Below are 15,650 nucleotides of genomic sequence, written 5' to 3' on the forward strand. Positions count from 1 at the left end.
CGGCCTGCCTAAACAAACCGGGACCTTGTTAAATCTGTCAACTTATTTCAGGACGATTCACTGTTCAGGTATGGCAAAGTTCAAACGGGCTTAGTGCGCCATTTGCTTTTGCTTGAAGCGCTTGAGCTGACGGCGCATGGCCTCTACTGCCGCGTCGGCGGCTGCTTCGAAAGAGGCTGCGTCTTCTTTTGAGAATAGGGTGGAGCCTGGCACGTATAGCTTTATCTCTACAGTTTTGTTATCTGTTCCATCATTGTTGTTATGTTTAAGAAACACCTCGCCCTCTACAACGCGGTCGTAGAATGTTTCCAGTTTGTCTACTTTCTGCTGGATGAAATCGGTCAGCTGTCTGTCAGCCTCGAAGTGGATTGAATGCATCTGTAGCTTCATAATCGTAACATTTTATGGTTAAACTTATGCTTTTGGATGAGCCTTCTCGAAAATCGATTTCAGCTTTTCTATTGAATTGTGTGTGTATACCTGTGTGGCGGCCAGGCTGGCGTGCCCCAGCAGGTCTTTGATGGCATTGAGATCAGCGCCGTTGTTCAGCAGGTGAGTAGCGAAGGAGTGTCGCAGCACATGTGGGCTGTTATGTTCAGAAGTGGTAACCAAGCTGATGTACTTTTTAGCGACACGGTAAACGAACTTCGGATAGAGTGGTCGTTCTTTATTAGTAACGAGCAGCCTTTCCGAATTGTTATTGCCAAACAGGCTTTTCTTGAGCTCTAGATACTGCCTGATGGAATGGACGAGCGTGTCGTTCAGGGGGATGATGCGCGCCTTGTTTCCCTTGCCTAGTACCCGCACTGTTTTGGCATGCAGGTCCACGTCTTCGTGCGCTATACCTATGAGTTCGGCCAGTCGCATACCGGTCCCATACAGGAACTCCAGTATCAGGCGGTCGCGCTGTCCCTCAAAGGTGTCTTCGAAGATAAAGGTGTCCAGGAAATTATTGAAAGGTTCTTCCGGCACAAAGGCAGGCAGTTTCTTCGACACTTTGGGTGCCTTGATGCGCAGCATCGGGTTGGCGCTGATGCGTTGCTGGCCCAGTAGGAATTTATAGTAGGAGCGGAGGCAGGCGATCTTGCGGTTAACAGAGCGGGCCTCCAGGTTTTTGTGCACAAGAGTCAGGATCCACGACCGGATGATGGCATGGTCTGCCTCGGCGGGATCGGTGATCTGATAGGTGTCCTGCAGGTACTGCGCGAACTGGCCCAGATCGGTGTGGTAAGAGGTAAGCGTATGCGGGCTATACCGCTTCTCGTATTCGAGATACTTAAAAAATAATTCCATACCTTGGTGTAAAAGACAGGGGTACCTGCCATTTATACCAAGGTATGGAAAAATAAAATATCTTTAAAGAAAGACTAGTAGTTTTCGTTCGCGAAAAGCTGCTGCTTGTACTTGGCTCTTTCTTTTTGCTTTCTCTTAGAAACAGATGGCTTCTCGAAGAACGTTCTCGCTCTAAGTTCTTTCAGAACACCAGTTCTCTCAAATTTCTTCTTGAATCTCTTCAGGGCACGGTCTACAGACTCGTTATCTTTTACGTTTACAATAATCATGTTTTTCCTCGCTTCTTCTGATATTTAGGGATGCAAATTTAGTTAATGTTTTACTTAAAAATCAATAGTTTGGCGAAAATAATTCCGCGGACCATGCAAAAGTGCTGCAGGCACAGCCAAAACCAGCTTGCGTGCAAGTTAAAACACTTTTGATTGCCAACCTATTTCAGGATGGCTCTGGAGATAACAAGTTTCTGGATCTCGCTTGTTCCCTCACCGATGGTGCACAGCTTGGCATCGCGGTAGTACTTCTCGGCTGGGTAGTCTTTCGTGAAGCCGTAACCGCCGAAGATCTGCACACCCTCGTTGGCCACCCGCACCGATACCTCAGAGGCATACAGTTTCGCCATGGCCGATTCCTTGTTCACGTTCAGGCCGCGGTTCTTCATGTCGGCTGCCTGGTAGGTGAGGAGAGAAGCCGCCTCGATCTCAGTGGCCATGTCGGCCAATTTGAAGGAAATGCCCTGGAAGCTGGAGATCGGCTTGTTGAACTGGCTGCGCTCCTGCGAATAAGCCAGTGCCGCCTCAAAAGCGCCCTGTGCTATACCTAGCGAAAGCGCCGCGATGGAGATACGACCGCCGTCCAGCACTTTCATGGCCTGAATAAAGCCTTCGCCCACCTTGCCCAGCATCTGGTCCTTGTGCACGCGGCAGTCTTCGAAGATCAATTCCGTCGTTTCCGAGGCGCGCATCCCCAGTTTGTCTTCCTTGCGTCCCGCGCTGAAGCCCGGTGTGCCTTTCTCGATGATAAAAGCCGTCATGCCATGGGAATCACCCACTTCGCCGGTGCGCACGATCACCACCGCCACGTTGCCGCTCTTGCCATGCGTGATGAAGTTCTTGGCCCCGTTGATCACCCAATAGTCACCGTCCTGTACCGCCACCGTGCGCATGTTGCCGGCGTCAGAACCTGTGTTGGGCTCTGTCAGTCCCCAGGCGCCGATCCACTCGGCTGTGGCTAATTTAGGCAAGTACTGTTTTTTCTGCGCCTCGTTGCCGAATTGCAGGATATGGCCCGTGCAAAGGGAGTTGTGCGCCGCCATGGAGAGGCCAATGGAACCGTCAATCTTAGAAAGCTCCGCGATGGCCGTTACATATTCCAGGTAGCCGAAGCCGGATCCGCCGTACTCGGTCGGTACCAGCACACCCATCAGGCCCAGCTCGCCCAGTTTCTTGAACACTTCCACCGGAAATTCCTGGCTCTCGTCCCATTCCATCATTTTTGGTTTGATGTGCTTGGCTCCGAAGTCCCGGATCATATCGGCAATCATGCGCTGGTTTTCTGTGTAGTTAAATTCCATTTAAGTTTAGATGTTATAAAGTCGCGTGTATTAAACTGATAAACGAATAAAGGGTTTACAAAGCTAACTAAATTAGCCTGATTGCCAAATTCGGTGTTTTAGTTTCATTTAGTTGATGTTTGAACGCCGGCCGTGGTTTTCTTTCCGGCTGCTTTCAGTGTCGTATAAATTCAGTAATTTGACGGTTGCGCTTCCCGGTCTTATATTAAATCCAAACGGACTGCGTTTATTTTGATAGCGTATAATATTTGCGTTATTTTGATGTTGCGTTGCCGTGTTTGGCAACGTTTGTGTTTTGTGCCGTGTACATACGGTTGAATTGAGCAAATGATAAAGTTTTTCCAGAATCTGTTTGGCAAGGAGGAAGTGCAGGTTGAGTCGCTGGGTATGCTCGGCGTAGACATGCACTCGCACATATTGCCAGGTATAGACGACGGCGCCGCTACGGTGGAGCAGTCGCTGGAACTCGTGCGCGGCATGAAGGAGATGGGCTACCGCAAGCTGATCATGACGCCCCACATCATGAGCGATTTCTACCGCAACACGCCCGAGATCATACGCACGCAGTTGAAAGTGCTGAAGGATGCCGTTACGGCCGAAGGTATAGAAATGGAGCTGGCCTGTGCCGCCGAGCACTACCTGGACGAGGCCCTGCTGCAGAAGCTGGAGGACAACGAGGAACTGCTCACATTTGGCGACAACTACCTGCTGTTCGAGACCTCTTTCCTGAACGAGCCGCTCAACCTGCGCGAAGCCATTTTCCGGATGCAGTCGCTGGGTTACAAGCCGGTGCTGGCGCACCCGGAGCGCTATACCTATTTCTATGGCAAGTTCGACGACCTGGTAAAACTGCGGGAGCAGGGCGTGCTGCTGCAGCCAAACCTCAACTCGCTTACGGGCTACTACTCGCCGGGTGCCAAAATGATCATCGAAAAACTAATTGACGCCGGTCTGGTTGATTTTCTGGGCTCCGACGCGCATAGTCTGAAGCACATTGCCAACCTGCAGAAGGTGCTTTGCTCGAAGTATCTGGTAAAGGCCCTCGAACTTCCGCTACTCAACAGTAAACTATAAATACCTTAACTCATCCTATACCCATGTCGATGGTTTTCGTGACAGGCGGCAGCGGCCTGATTGGCAGCTATCTTATACCGGCACTCGTCGCGCAGGGCCACCGGGTGCGTGCGCTATACCGTGGCCAGGTGCCGGCTGTCGCGCAGGCTGACCAGGTAGAGTGGGTGGAGGGCGATATTCTGGATGTTGCCTTGCTGCGGAAAGCCCTGCAGGGTGTAGCCTACGTCTTTCATAGTGCCGGTCTGGTGTCTTATGCGCCCCAGGATGCCGAGTTGCTGCAGCAGGTGAATGTGGTTGGCACTGCCAATATCGTAGATGCCTGCCTGGATGCGGACGAAGAGATCAAGCTGTGCCATGTCAGCTCGATTGCTGCCATTGGCCGCAACAAGGAAGCAACCCTACTCAACGAAACCAGCAAGTGGGATGCCGGCGATAAGCAATCTGCCTACGCCGAGTCGAAGCACTACGGTGAACTGGAGGTGTGGCGGGGTATAGCTGAAGGCCTGCAGGCCGTGATCGTGAATCCCTCCGTGGTGCTGGGCCCGGCCGACTGGAACCGCAGCAGCACCCGCCTGTTCAAGTATGTGTACCAGCAGCGCCCGTTCTACACGCCGGGCAGCGCCAATTTTGTGGATGTGCGCGATGTGGTGGAGGCCATGCTGCGCCTGACGTTCTCGGATGTTTCCGGCGAAAGGTTTATCTTGAATGCCGGGCAGCTCACTTATAAAGAGTTTTTTGCGGAGGCCGCCCGGTGCTTCGGCAAAAAGGCACCCTCTTTCAGAGTTTCTCCGGCGCTGGCCGAAGTGGTGTGGCGACTGGAGCATGCCCGCGCCTGGCTAACGGGTGGGCGACCGCTTATCACAAAAGACACTGCCCGCGTGGCCGCCAAAAGTCACGTATTTGATAATCAGAAAGTTAGGAAAACAACAGGTATGGAGTTCCGGCCACTGACCGAATCCATCGCCTGGACATGCCAGGTTTTACTGCAATTAGCACAGAATCAGAGAGGTCCGGAACTGACCCGCGCAAACTAAACTATTTGCAGTTTATAAATGTAGTTAAAAGACAAGAACTGCCTTTTGCAGTCTGTGGGATATAGGAGATGAAAGAGAATTTTGACGAGCACAGCGAGGATTCTGAACTGATCATTCGGTTCGAGCAGATGCTGGGTACAAACGAGACCGTTTTTTTTGACCTGACCGATTTTGAATATATAATAGACCACTATACCGCCAGCTTTGACTATAAGAAGGCGCTGCTGGCCTGTGAGTCCGCTATAGCACAGTATCCTTTCTCGACAGGGCTCCAGATAGACAAGGCGCAGCTGCTGGCCATGTCCGGCAACTTCGAAGACGCCATGGTGCTTATTGACCAGGTAGCCGAGGTGGAGCCACAGAACCCGGACGTGCTCCTGACCCGGGGCATCATCTTTACGCAGCGCGGCGAGTACCGAAATGCTGTGGACCATTTCAAAAAAGCCCTGGCCTTTGCCGAGGACCGCGACGATATCTATTTCAACATTGGCCTGACCTACCAGAGTTGGGGCAAGTTCAGCTCGGCCATCAAGTACTACAAGAAGTGCATCGAGCTGAACGTGGAGAACGAGGCCGCCATGCAGGAGATCATCTACTGTATGGAGATCACGGGCTCTATGCGCGAGGAGCTGCCCTTCTTTCAGGCCTTTATCGACAAAGACCCCTATTCGTATGTGGCCTGGTTTAACCTGGGCAACGTGTACAACAAGCTGGGCTCCTACGACAAGGCCATCGCCGCTTACGACTACTCCACCCTCATCAAGCCCGATTTTATCACCGCTTACAACAACATGGCCAACGCCTATGTGTTCATCGGGGAGTATACCAAAGCCATCGAAGCCTTTAACGGCATGTTGGAGCACGGTTCGCCTTCGGCAGAGGTGTTCTGCAACATAGGCGAGTGCTACGAAAAAATGCAGCAGTGGGATTTGTCGCGCCGCTATTACCAGAAGGCCATTGACCTGGATCCGGAGATGGACGAGGCCTGGTTTGGCATAGGCGTGGTGTTGGATGCGCAGGGCAAGTGGTACGAGTCCGTGCACTTCTTTAAGAAGGCCGTTACGCTTTACGACGACAGCGTGGACTACTGGGTGGCGCTGGCATCGGCGGAATACCATGTGGGCCATGTGGTGTCGGCGCTGGAAAGCTACGCGCGTGCCGCTGAGATCCAACCGGAAGACAAAGACATCTACCTCAACTGGTCGATCATCCTCTACGAGCAGGGCAATTTTGAGGAAGCGACTGAAATAATTCTGAATGCGATAGAGCTGCAGCCTGACGAAGCAGAGCTGTATTACAGGGCCTGTGCCTACATGCTTTCGGCAGGAAAATACCGCGAAGCATACAATTATCTGGAAAATGCGTTAATTTTGGACTTCGAAAAACATAAGCTGTTGTTTGAGTTCTTCCCTGAGCTTGAGTCTCAGCGCGCATTATCCCGACTAATTGACCAATATCGCAAATAATGAACAGTAATTATATCTTGAACGGCCTGCCAGAGCGCGAGGCAAAGCCGCGTGAGCGTGGCTTTACCATGGCCATGGACAAAGGCCTGAGCATACGTGAAGTAGAAGACTTCCTGGATGTGGCCGGGGAGTACGTAGACATCGTGAAACTGGGCTGGGCTACCTCTTATGTAGTACCAAACCTGCAGCGGAAGCTGGACGCCTACCGCGCAGCCGGTATACCCGTTTACTTCGGAGGTACCTTGTTTGAGGCCTTCATCGCCCGCAACCAGTTCGAAGACTACCGCCGTGTGCTCGACAAGTATAATATGACGTTTGCGGAGGTATCGGATGGCTCTATCGAAATGAACCACGAGAAGAAGTGCGGTTACATTCAGACACTGTCTGAGCAAGTGACCGTGTTGTCAGAAGTAGGCTCTAAGGATGCCGAAAAGATCATCCCGCCTTACATGTGGATCAGGCTGATGCAGGCTGAGCTGGACGCAGGCGCCTGGAAGGTGATTGGCGAGGCCCGCGAGGGAGGCAACGTAGGTTTGTTCCGCTCCACCGGTGAGGTGCGCAGCGGTCTGGTGGAAGAGATCCTGACCAAGATTCCATTTGAGAAGATTCTGTGGGAAGCTCCTCAGAAAGCGCAGCAGGTATGGTTCATTAAACTGCTGGGCGCTAACGTGAATCTGGGTAACATTGCGCCGAGCGAGATTATTCCGCTCGAGACGATCCGACTGGGCCTGCGTGGCGACACCTTTACGCACTTCATCAACAACGGGCAGCCCATCATTGATGCCTAACTAATTCATACAAAGAGAAAATTGCCTACCGGTTTTCCGGCAGGCAATTTTTTTTAGGTATAGCAATTGACAAAATCAGTAAGACAAGCATGAAACGACGTTCATTGAAGGAACACCTGCTCCTCTATTTAAAAGGCATGAGTATGGGAGCGGCAGACGTAGTGCCGGGGGTGTCAGGGGGTACCATCGCCTTTATATCAGGTATTTACGAGGAACTGCTGGATTCTATACGTTCCGTTAACGGAGAGGCTTTGCGGTTGCTGTCACGTTTCGACATCAAGGGTTTCTGGAAACACATTAATGGGAGCTTCCTGGTGGTACTGCTTGCCGGTATTCTCACTTCCATCCTCTCGCTTTCCAACCTGGTGGTATACCTGCTGTCCAACCATCCCATTCTGGTGTGGGGCTTCTTTTTCGGGTTGATCGTCGCATCGGTGGTAGTGGTGTCTAAAAAAATTACCCATTGGCGCCCCGCCACCGTTCTGTTCGGACTTATCGGGGCCGCTATGGCCTATTACATCACGGTGGCTGTGCCGATGCAAACACCCGAGGCGCATTGGTTTGTCTTCATAGCTGGTGCCATTGCGATTTGCGCCATGATCCTGCCCGGCATTTCGGGAAGTTTTCTGTTGCTGCTGATGGCCAAGTACGAGTTCATCATGAATGCGCTCAAAGAGCTCAAGTTGGACATCATCCTTATTTTCGGGGTGGGCTGCGTGACGGGCCTGCTGGCTTTTTCGCATGTGCTCAACTGGATGCTGAAGAAGTATCATAACGTGACCGTAGCACTCCTGACAGGCTTCATGCTGGGCTCGCTCAACAAGGTATGGCCCTGGAAAAAGACGCTCGAAACCTACACTGACCGCCACGGCGAAGTAAAACCGCTCCTGCAGGAAAACATACTGCCGGGTGCGTACGCCCAGCTGACAGGCGAAAGTTCTTATCTGCTCTACACGGTGCTGCTGGCCATTTTCGGTTTCCTGGTGGTATACCTGCTCGACCGCCTGGCAGACCAGCCGGCCGGTAAAGTATAAACTCCTGAAACACACACGGTATGCGTAAATTCGGTCTCGTCGGCAAAAAACTCGGACACTCCTTCTCAAAGCGCTACTTCACAGAAAAGTTCGCCCGCGAAGGTATAGCCGATGCTGTCTATGAGCTATATGAACTTCCCGAAATCGCCGGGTTTCCTGAACTGCTGGCGCGTGAGCCTGAGTTGGTCGGGCTGAACGTGACGGTGCCCTACAAAGAGGCCGTTATCCCATACCTGCACGAGCTGGACAACAGCGCTGCCCGTATAGGTGCCGTGAACACCATCAAAATAGAGGACGGCAAAACCAAAGGCTACAACACCGACTTCATCGGTTTCAGGGACACGCTGCAGCAGTTTTACCCGGCGGGTGCGGGTGCCAGAGCGCTCGTGCTCGGTACGGGCGGGGCAGCCAAAGCGGTTTGGGCTGCCCTGGACGAGCTGGCTATACCTTATACCTCCGTCTCCCGAAACCCTGCCCGGAATCAGCTGCAGTACGAAGCCGTAACACCGGAAGTACTGCAGGCTTATGCCTTGATTATCAATACGACACCGCTCGGTATGGCCCCTGACACAGCAAGCGCTCCGGCTATACCTTACGAGGCCCTGACACCGGGGCACTACCTCTACGACCTGGTCTACAACCCCGAGGAAACCCTGTTCCTGCAGAAAGGCCGCCTGGCCGGGGCGCATACGATGAACGGGTTGCCGATGCTCCATGCCCAGGCCGACGCTGCCTGGAAAATCTGGGCTAACGAATAATCTGAATAAAATATTGCGTATATTTTATGTTATCCTGAAACTTTCTGGTAGTGCTGCTGCGTAAGGAGAAATAGACCACCCCCTTACCCTTATACCCATGATGCACTTGACCTACCTTCGCCAGAAAGCGCATGAGATGAATGCGGAGATTTACGCCCTATACCTGTCTGCCCGCCACCCGGAGGTGAGATGGTATGTGCCGCTCCTGCTGGCGGTGGTCATCGGCTACGCGATTTCCCCCATCGATCTGATTCCTGATCTGGTGCCTGTCTTTGGTTTCCTGGATGATGTGGTGCTGGTGGTGCTGGGTATCCACACGGCTTATCAACTGGTGTCCAAAAACATACTTGGCCAAGCCCGCCTGCAGGCCTACGAAGTGCTGAGCCAGGATGGCGAGGGGGCTACTGGCGCTTACCAGATCATCGGCTATACTTGGGTGCTGATTGCTGCCCTTTTCTCGATCATGTTCTACAAGCTTTTGTTCCTGACAGTCCTCTAAAACTTCTCTCACCTTAAATAATTCCGGCGAAGGCCTTTCCGTTCTGGAGAGGCCTTCGCTGTTTATACACAGTTCTGCTGTTGTTAGAAAAATTATTTTTTATATATTTACCATGCAATTGTTCTTGGTGCGCTTTTATGCCATCCACCAGAGGTGAAAAATTATTTTTTTGTGCTTGCAACCATTGCCTCGCTATGGGAATCATAGGAGTGGAGCTAAAAGAAAAGGCGTTTGAAGCTTTTTACAAAACCTAAGTCAGACGAGGATAAACTCATAGAGGGGTGCATTGCCGGCAAGCGGGACATGCAGCGGCTGCTCTATGACCTTTATTCGCGCAAGATGATGGCGGTTTGTATGCGCTACGCCCCGACCAGCTTCGAGGCAGAGGATATGATGCAGGAGGGGTTTGTGAAAGTGTTTGCCAACATTCAGAATTTCAAGCGGGATTGTCCGCTCGAGTTCTGGGTACGCCGCATCATGATCAACACAGCCCTGAAGCAGCTGCGGCAGAAGTCGCTCATGACCGTTTCACATGAAACGGAGGAAGTGGGCAACATCGCGTCGGAGGGCGTCAACCTGACGGGCTACTCCATGGATGAGTTGCTCGGTATGATCCAAAGCCTCGCCCCACGCTACCGCATGGTGTTCAACTTGTACGCCATCGAGGGTTACAACCACAAAGAAATAGGGGAGATGCTCGGCATTTCCGAAGGTACATCAAAGTCACAGTATTCACGCGCCAGGGCCATACTGCAAGGTATGCTCGAGCGCCAGGAGAAAACATATCAAGAGAATGTCATCAGCCAATAACCATAAGCGAAACACACTGGAAGACGAATTCCAGCGCCGCCTGTTCGATGCTGAGGCCAGGCCTGCCCCGGACCTATGGGCCCGCATCGACCACGACCTGACCGTGCAGGAAAACAAGGATTACAAGAAACGGGCGCTCTTTTACCGGCAGCTTGCCGCAGCCTGTTTCGTGCTGTTTGCCCTGACCGGCGCCCTGCTGGCCTATTACTACAGCGGCAGCCTGAACCAGCCCGGAACCCGGCCAGGTCCAGGTATAGCCGCCGCACCGGCAGCCAAACCGGCTGCCGCCCCTGTAACCGTGGAGGAGGCCATGCAGGCCTATGCCACGCAGCAGGAGGAAGCTGCAGCCATGGCCTACACCTATACCGAGGAAACAGCAACTACCAAGCAAGCGGCAACTACTAAAAGAGCGGCAAATGCTACAGGTATAAGCCAAGGCGAGCGGCCTGCAGTTGCCGAAGCAGCTATACCTGTAGACGGCCCGCAGGCAGGCGATTATTACAATGTGTCGCCGGGCTACAGCCCATACCTGGGCTATACGCCAATGCAGGGCCGCAGCAGAGGCTATATGTCGGGTGGTTTCCCGGGCAACGCTACTGGCACTACGCAAGGCAATCTTTTTGCTCCTCAAGGCAGCCGCTATACCCAGATCATCACCTGGGAGAGCGTATCCATCACATTCGGAAACAGCGCACCAGCTACAGGACAGCAATTCCCAGTAGGAGACCAGTCGCTGGCAGCCAGGCCTAAGTCGTTTGCCGAGATGAGCGAGGCACAGCAGGCCAGCCGCCAGCAGGCACAGCAGTCGGCGGAGGCGGCGCAACGTAACCTTGCCGCCCAGCAACCGAAAAGCGTGGAAGTGGCAACTAAGGCAAACAGCCGCTGGAGCCTCAACCTGGCTTATGTGCCCTCTGTGTTCGAGCAGAACATTGGTCTGCCGGACCCGCTCTCTATGCCATCACAGAACAGTGGGAACAGGTTCAGCCTGGCGGCAGCGGGGCCAAGTGTCAATGCCTCGAGAGAGTCTTTCCAGAATATATCGGCCGCCCACGACGAGTTTGAAGAGAGCACACAACCGGCTTACTCCTATGCAGTGGAAGCAAAAGCCGGTTTCAAATTAAAGAATAAGTTGAAGCTGCTGACAGGTATAGGCTTCAGCGAGAGCAAGTCACGCTCCAGGTCTAACTTTATCGTGCGCCAGTTCTGGACGAAACCCCGCTCCAACGAGCGCTACGAACTCAGCCCAACTACCTACTTCACATCGGCACTAAACGATGGCTTCTCGTCCGATTCCGTGAGCGTGGCCCGCACAGGCGACTCGTTCGATACCGAGTACAAGTACCGCCACCTGACCGTGCCGGTAGGCTTGCAGTACGAGCATGACATCAACAAAGACTGGTTCGTGTATGCCGCCGCGGGTGTGGCTGCCAACTTCCTGCTGGAGTCCAGCGTGACGGCTTCCAATCAGGAGGTGCAGTCAGTCAATTACACCGCCGACGACTACGACTCGCCTTTCCGCAACGTGCAATTCTCCGGCAATGGCTCTGTGGGCGTTGGCAAACGCATCTCGCCTAACCTGACGCTGGCACTTGGCCCGGAGGTGCGCCACTACTTCAACACCCTGGTGGCAGACCCAGACAAAGCCGCCGCGCCACAGGGAAAACCCTACGCCATCGGTATGAACATGAGCCTGAACTACCAGCTGGGCAACTCCCGAAAATAATTTCAGATTTTTTTCAAGGCCTTGCAACCCTTCAGCGCCAATTGGAATCATAAGAGTATAGAGTGATTGGTTGATTTTAGATAAAAGCGCTATGCAAATGATGCTGTTCATGAGATCCGTTCTGCAGACCCTGGTTGCCCTGGTGGCTGCCGGCCGTGAAAATATATCAGGGTGGTATGTATTGCTGGCGCTTTTACTCTTTTCTGTGCTGCTTTCGGGCTGCACGGTCCAAGACAATTCCTTTTTAGGCGCCTTCTAAACGTCGCCTTCCGTGCTATGAAAAAGATGTTGTGGTGTGCGGCTATTGCTATTGTTCTGTTGGGGACGGCGACAGGCTGCGCAAAATCAGATGAAGACATGCAACCTGTAGTAAATGAGAAAGGGCTGCGCGAGTCCGTTCAGGGCAAGTGGCGCATTGAGCGCGTGAATAACAAGCTGTGCCGCAGTGGCAATTGCACCTCGGTGATGTACACAGGCACTGCAAGCGACTACTTCGAGTTTAAGGCTGACAGTGCCTTCCTGCAACGTGCAAGCCAGCAGAACGCCAAGAGTGTGTATCGCGACAGTTTCAAAGCCGACTACTCACAGCCAAACGCGTTTGTGCTGAGCAATTTCGGATGGTCAGCCCGGTTCCATGTCCTGCACCACGACCAACGCATGCTGGTGCTCGAAGGAACCTATTACGGCTCAGACCCAAGTGCCATCTTTACGGATACTTATTATTTATACAGATAAAGGGCTCCCGACGCAGCGCAAAGGTGCCGGCGGATGAAGAAGACTACGCATCAAACAACCCGGAAACCAATGCCCGTGTTGGGTAGCCCTGCTCACCAAAGCCATTAGTACAACATAAAACTATGAAAAGTGTCCTGTCCCTTGTTGTGCTATACCTGTTGCTGGCGCTGCTGCTCGTGAGCTGCGCCGACCAGGAAGAGGCGGTTCCGGCCTGCCTGCAGGTAGAGGTGGTGGGGCCCGATTGCGCAGCCGGCTGGTACGTGCTTCATATTCTGGACGGCGACGGTACAGGCGAGCAGCGCAGCAACCAGTACATCGGGCAATTGCAGAGCGGCTTCGTCACCACCGACAACCTGCCCGAGGCATTGAGGCACTCCGGTAAGACCGCCTTCCTGTCGCTGGAGCGCAACACCGAGTACGGACCGATTTGTACCGCCGTGTACATGATGTTTCCGCCGGTGCGGGTCAAGCAGGTTTGCTCAGATGTATAGAACAGTTTTTACAGAGTGCCTAATTTTTTAATTGTTAGGAATAGTTAAACATGCAAAGACCTGCTCCTTAGAGCAGGTTTTTTGTTTCCGGGCGGGATTCATGTCACGACTACTATTATATTGACAAAGGCTAAACTAAGAGTCCATTTTTCATGTTATAGTATATCTTTACAAGTTGTAAAACCAACGAATGGATTTTAAGCTAACATCAGAGTTTCAACCAACCGGCGACCAGCCAAAAGCCATAGCCCAACTGACCGACGGCGTGAACAGAGGCGAGCCTGTGCAGGTGCTGCTGGGTGCCACGGGTACGGGTAAGACTTTTACCATGGCCAACGTGATCAAGAACACCGGCAAACCCACGCTGGTGCTTTGTCACAACAAGACGCTGGCCGCGCAGCTCTACGGTGAGTTCAAGCAATTTTTCCCTGATAATGCGGTCGAGTACTTTATCTCGTACTACGACTACTACCAGCCGGAGGCCTACATTGCTTCTTCGGATGTGTTCATCGAGAAGGACCTGCAAATCAATGAAGAGATCGAGAAGCTGCGTCTGCACACTACTTCCGCTTTGCTTTCGGGGCGCCGCGATGTGATCGTGGTGGCCTCGGTGTCGTGTATCTACGGTATCGGTAACCCGGAGGAGTTTGGCAAGAACGTGATCTACCTGGCACCGGGCCAGAAGTATAGCCGCAACAACCTGCTCTATACCTTTGTGCAGATCCTCTACAGCCGCACCGAGGCCGAGTTCACACGTGGAACATTCCGCGTGAAAGGTGATACCGTGGATATTTTCCCCGCCTATGCCGACTTTGCCTACCGCTTGTACTTCTTCGGCGACGAGCTGGAGCAGATCCACCGCATCGACCCGGTGTCGGGCAAGAAGATCGCCGACGAAAAAGCCGTGACGCTATACCCGGCCAACCTCTTCGTGACGGGAAAGGACACGCTACAGCAGGCCATCCATGAGATACAGTATGACATGGTGGCGCAACACGACTACTTCCTGAAAGAAGACCGTCCGGTGGAGGCTAAGCGCATTAAGGAGCGCACCGAGTTCGACCTGGAGATGATCCGGGAGCTGGGTTACTGTTCAGGTATAGAAAACTACTCCCGCTACTTCGACCGCCGTGCCCCGGGTGCCAGACCGTTCTGTTTGCTCGACTACTTCCCCGACGACTTCCTGATGGTGATCGACGAGAGCCACGTAACCGTGCCACAGGTACGCGCCATGTGGGGCGGTGACCGCTCTCGCAAAGTGGCGCTGGTAGAGTATGGCTTCCGTTTGCCGGCCGCCATGGACAACCGCCCGCTTACCTTCAACGAGTTCGAGAGCCTCATGCACCAGGTGGTGTTTGTGAGCGCCACGCCGGGCGACTACGAGATTCAGAAATCAGAAGGCGTGATTGTGGAGCAGATTATTCGCCCGACAGGCTTGCTCGATCCGGAGATCGAGATCAGGCCAAGCGCCAACCAGGTGGATGACCTGCTGGATGAGGTAGACGAGCGCATCAAGCGCAATGAGCGCGTGCTGGTGACAACCCTAACCAAGCGGATGTCCGAGGAGCTGACCAAGTACATGGACCGCCTCAACATCAAAGTAAAATACCTGCACTCGGAGGTGAAGACCTTGGATCGTGTGGAAATCCTACGCGAGCTGCGACTGGGTGAGATCGACGTGCTGGTGGGGGTGAACCTCCTGCGTGAAGGGCTTGACTTGCCGGAGGTAAGTTTGGTAGCCATCCTCGATGCCGATAAAGAAGGCTTCCTGCGTGATCAGCGCTCCCTGATCCAGACGATGGGACGCGCCGCCCGTAACGAGCGTGGACGTGTGATTATGTATGCGGATCGTATTACGGGCTCCATGCAACGGGCTATCGATGAGACCAACCGCCGCCGCGCCACACAGATGGCCTATAACGAAGAGCACGGCATCACGCCACGCACCATCCTCAAAACGAAGGACGAGATCTTTGAGCAGACATCAGTAGCCGACTCCAAGAAGAAAGAAGTGAAGATGTACGCCGGTCCGGATGAAGTGTCGCTTGCAGCAGAACCGGTGATCCAGATGATGAAGCGCGACGAGCTCGAAAAGCTGATCAAGAAGACCGAGAAGCAAATGGAAGCCGCCGCCAAAGACCTCGACTTCCTGCAGGCCGCCAAGTACCGCGACGAACTAGCCGAGCTCCGGCAGTTGCTCAAGACGAAGCGGGACTAGGAATTTTGGAGGTTATAAAGCTGAGAAGTTAGAAAGTGTAAAAGCACTCCTGGCGCTATGTTGGGTGTGCTTTTCGCTTTTAGACCTTTGCGCTGAGACCTCGCGGTGTCCGCAGGTCCCGCGAGTGTCTGTTCCGAAAGCCGCCGCTATACCCGAT

Annotated in this window: 17 protein-coding genes; 13 read left to right on the forward strand and 4 right to left on the reverse strand. The window is 53.2% G+C overall.

Annotation, left to right across the window (positions count from 1 at the left end):
• Window positions 1-90 precede the first annotated feature (90 nt).
• The 4 genes from hpf to IEV97_RS10555 form a co-directional block, all read right to left on the reverse strand.
• Window positions 91-390, reverse strand: a complete 300-nt coding sequence (gene hpf / locus IEV97_RS10540) for a ribosome hibernation-promoting factor, HPF/YfiA family (RefSeq protein WP_188501498.1) — start codon at window positions 388-390, stop codon at window positions 91-93.
• A 24-nt stretch (window positions 391-414) separates the two neighbouring features.
• Window positions 415-1,293, reverse strand: coding sequence for a tyrosine-type recombinase/integrase (locus IEV97_RS10545; protein ID WP_188501499.1), 879 nt, complete (start codon window positions 1,291-1,293; stop codon window positions 415-417).
• Between the two features lie 74 nt (window positions 1,294-1,367).
• Entirely contained in the window at window positions 1,368-1,562 is a 195-nt protein-coding gene (rpsU, locus tag IEV97_RS10550) for a 30S ribosomal protein S21 (RefSeq protein ID WP_007653500.1), read from the reverse strand.
• Window positions 1,563-1,723: 161 nt separating this feature from the next.
• A complete protein-coding gene (locus IEV97_RS10555) occupies window positions 1,724-2,863 on the reverse strand; it encodes an acyl-CoA dehydrogenase (RefSeq protein WP_188501500.1) in 1,140 nt (379 codons plus the stop codon).
• A gap of 327 nt (window positions 2,864-3,190) precedes the next feature.
• On the opposite strand from IEV97_RS10555, the gene IEV97_RS10560 reads away from it, so the two are divergent.
• From IEV97_RS10560 to uvrB, 13 genes are all read left to right on the forward strand, one after another.
• Window positions 3,191-3,937, forward strand: coding sequence for a tyrosine-protein phosphatase (locus IEV97_RS10560; RefSeq protein WP_188501501.1), 747 nt, complete (start codon window positions 3,191-3,193; stop codon window positions 3,935-3,937).
• A gap of 23 nt (window positions 3,938-3,960) precedes the next feature.
• A complete protein-coding gene (locus tag IEV97_RS10565) occupies window positions 3,961-4,971 on the forward strand; it encodes an NAD-dependent epimerase/dehydratase family protein (RefSeq protein ID WP_229733897.1) in 1,011 nt (336 codons plus the stop codon).
• 68 nt (window positions 4,972-5,039) lie between these two features.
• Window positions 5,040-6,437, forward strand: coding sequence for a tetratricopeptide repeat protein (locus tag IEV97_RS10570; protein WP_188501502.1), 1,398 nt, complete (start codon window positions 5,040-5,042; stop codon window positions 6,435-6,437).
• Complete coding sequence (locus IEV97_RS10575; protein WP_188501503.1) at window positions 6,437-7,225, forward strand: phosphosulfolactate synthase; 789 nt, start codon at window positions 6,437-6,439, stop codon at window positions 7,223-7,225. Before IEV97_RS10570 ends, IEV97_RS10575 begins: the two co-directional genes overlap by 1 nt.
• 89 nt (window positions 7,226-7,314) lie before the next feature.
• Window positions 7,315-8,259, forward strand: coding sequence for a polyprenyl-phosphate transporter (locus tag IEV97_RS10580; RefSeq protein WP_229733898.1), 945 nt, complete (start codon window positions 7,315-7,317; stop codon window positions 8,257-8,259).
• A gap of 20 nt (window positions 8,260-8,279) precedes the next feature.
• Window positions 8,280-9,017, forward strand: coding sequence for a shikimate dehydrogenase family protein (locus IEV97_RS10585; RefSeq protein WP_188501504.1), 738 nt, complete (start codon window positions 8,280-8,282; stop codon window positions 9,015-9,017).
• A 97-nt stretch (window positions 9,018-9,114) separates the two neighbouring features.
• Window positions 9,115-9,516 carry a YkvA family protein gene (locus tag IEV97_RS10590; protein WP_188501505.1) on the forward strand — a complete coding sequence of 134 codons (402 nt, stop codon included), beginning with the start codon at window positions 9,115-9,117 and terminating at the stop codon, window positions 9,514-9,516.
• Between the two features lie 231 nt (window positions 9,517-9,747).
• Complete coding sequence (locus IEV97_RS10595; RefSeq protein WP_188501506.1) at window positions 9,748-10,326, forward strand: RNA polymerase sigma factor; 579 nt, start codon at window positions 9,748-9,750, stop codon at window positions 10,324-10,326.
• Entirely contained in the window at window positions 10,310-12,049 is a 1,740-nt protein-coding gene (locus IEV97_RS10600; protein WP_188501507.1) for an outer membrane beta-barrel protein, read from the forward strand. The genes IEV97_RS10595 and IEV97_RS10600 overlap by 17 nt, the downstream gene beginning before the upstream one ends.
• Before the next feature lie 91 nt (window positions 12,050-12,140).
• Complete coding sequence (locus tag IEV97_RS10605; protein ID WP_188501508.1) at window positions 12,141-12,308, forward strand: hypothetical protein; 168 nt, start codon at window positions 12,141-12,143, stop codon at window positions 12,306-12,308.
• A gap of 98 nt (window positions 12,309-12,406) precedes the next feature.
• Complete coding sequence (locus tag IEV97_RS10610; RefSeq protein ID WP_229733899.1) at window positions 12,407-12,784, forward strand: hypothetical protein; 378 nt, start codon at window positions 12,407-12,409, stop codon at window positions 12,782-12,784.
• A 122-nt stretch (window positions 12,785-12,906) separates the two neighbouring features.
• Window positions 12,907-13,275 carry a hypothetical protein gene (locus IEV97_RS10615; protein ID WP_188501510.1) on the forward strand — a complete coding sequence of 123 codons (369 nt, stop codon included), beginning with the start codon at window positions 12,907-12,909 and terminating at the stop codon, window positions 13,273-13,275.
• Window positions 13,276-13,465: 190 nt separating this feature from the next.
• On the forward strand, window positions 13,466-15,493 hold the full coding sequence (gene uvrB, locus IEV97_RS10620; RefSeq protein WP_188501511.1) for an excinuclease ABC subunit UvrB: 2,028 nt from the start codon (window positions 13,466-13,468) through the stop codon (window positions 15,491-15,493).
• Window positions 15,494-15,650: the final 157 nt, after the last annotated feature.

Origin of the sequence: Pontibacter amylolyticus (assembly GCF_014638845.1) — a bacterium.
GTDB classification, from domain to species: Bacteria; Bacteroidota; Bacteroidia; order Cytophagales; family Hymenobacteraceae; genus Pontibacter; species Pontibacter amylolyticus.

What these genes read in the sequence shown, in the direction of transcription:
- IEV97_RS10575 (WP_188501503.1), top strand. Translation starts at nt 6,437, where the DNA reads ATGAACAGTAATTATATCTTGAACGGCCTGCCAGAGCGCGAGGCAAAG.
- IEV97_RS10570 (WP_188501502.1), top strand. Translation starts at nt 5,040, where the DNA reads ATGAAAGAGAATTTTGACGAGCACAGCGAGGATTCTGAACTGATCATT.
- IEV97_RS10580 (WP_229733898.1), top strand. Translation starts at nt 7,315, where the DNA reads ATGAAACGACGTTCATTGAAGGAACACCTGCTCCTCTATTTAAAAGGC.
- IEV97_RS10555 (WP_188501500.1), bottom strand. Translation starts at nt 2,863, where the DNA reads ATGGAATTTAACTACACAGAAAACCAGCGCATGATTGCCGATATGATC.
- IEV97_RS10605 (WP_188501508.1), top strand. Translation starts at nt 12,141, where the DNA reads ATGCAAATGATGCTGTTCATGAGATCCGTTCTGCAGACCCTGGTTGCC.
- IEV97_RS10615 (WP_188501510.1), top strand. Translation starts at nt 12,907, where the DNA reads ATGAAAAGTGTCCTGTCCCTTGTTGTGCTATACCTGTTGCTGGCGCTG.
- IEV97_RS10600 (WP_188501507.1), top strand. Translation starts at nt 10,310, where the DNA reads ATGTCATCAGCCAATAACCATAAGCGAAACACACTGGAAGACGAATTC.
- IEV97_RS10590 (WP_188501505.1), top strand. Translation starts at nt 9,115, where the DNA reads ATGATGCACTTGACCTACCTTCGCCAGAAAGCGCATGAGATGAATGCG.
- uvrB (WP_188501511.1), top strand. Translation starts at nt 13,466, where the DNA reads ATGGATTTTAAGCTAACATCAGAGTTTCAACCAACCGGCGACCAGCCA.
- IEV97_RS10585 (WP_188501504.1), top strand. Translation starts at nt 8,280, where the DNA reads ATGCGTAAATTCGGTCTCGTCGGCAAAAAACTCGGACACTCCTTCTCA.
- rpsU (WP_007653500.1), bottom strand. Translation starts at nt 1,562, where the DNA reads ATGATTATTGTAAACGTAAAAGATAACGAGTCTGTAGACCGTGCCCTG.
- hpf (WP_188501498.1), bottom strand. Translation starts at nt 390, where the DNA reads ATGAAGCTACAGATGCATTCAATCCACTTCGAGGCTGACAGACAGCTG.
- IEV97_RS10610 (WP_229733899.1), top strand. Translation starts at nt 12,407, where the DNA reads ATGCAACCTGTAGTAAATGAGAAAGGGCTGCGCGAGTCCGTTCAGGGC.
- IEV97_RS10560 (WP_188501501.1), top strand. Translation starts at nt 3,191, where the DNA reads ATGATAAAGTTTTTCCAGAATCTGTTTGGCAAGGAGGAAGTGCAGGTT.
- IEV97_RS10545 (WP_188501499.1), bottom strand. Translation starts at nt 1,293, where the DNA reads ATGGAATTATTTTTTAAGTATCTCGAATACGAGAAGCGGTATAGCCCG.
- IEV97_RS10565 (WP_229733897.1), top strand. Translation starts at nt 3,961, where the DNA reads ATGTCGATGGTTTTCGTGACAGGCGGCAGCGGCCTGATTGGCAGCTAT.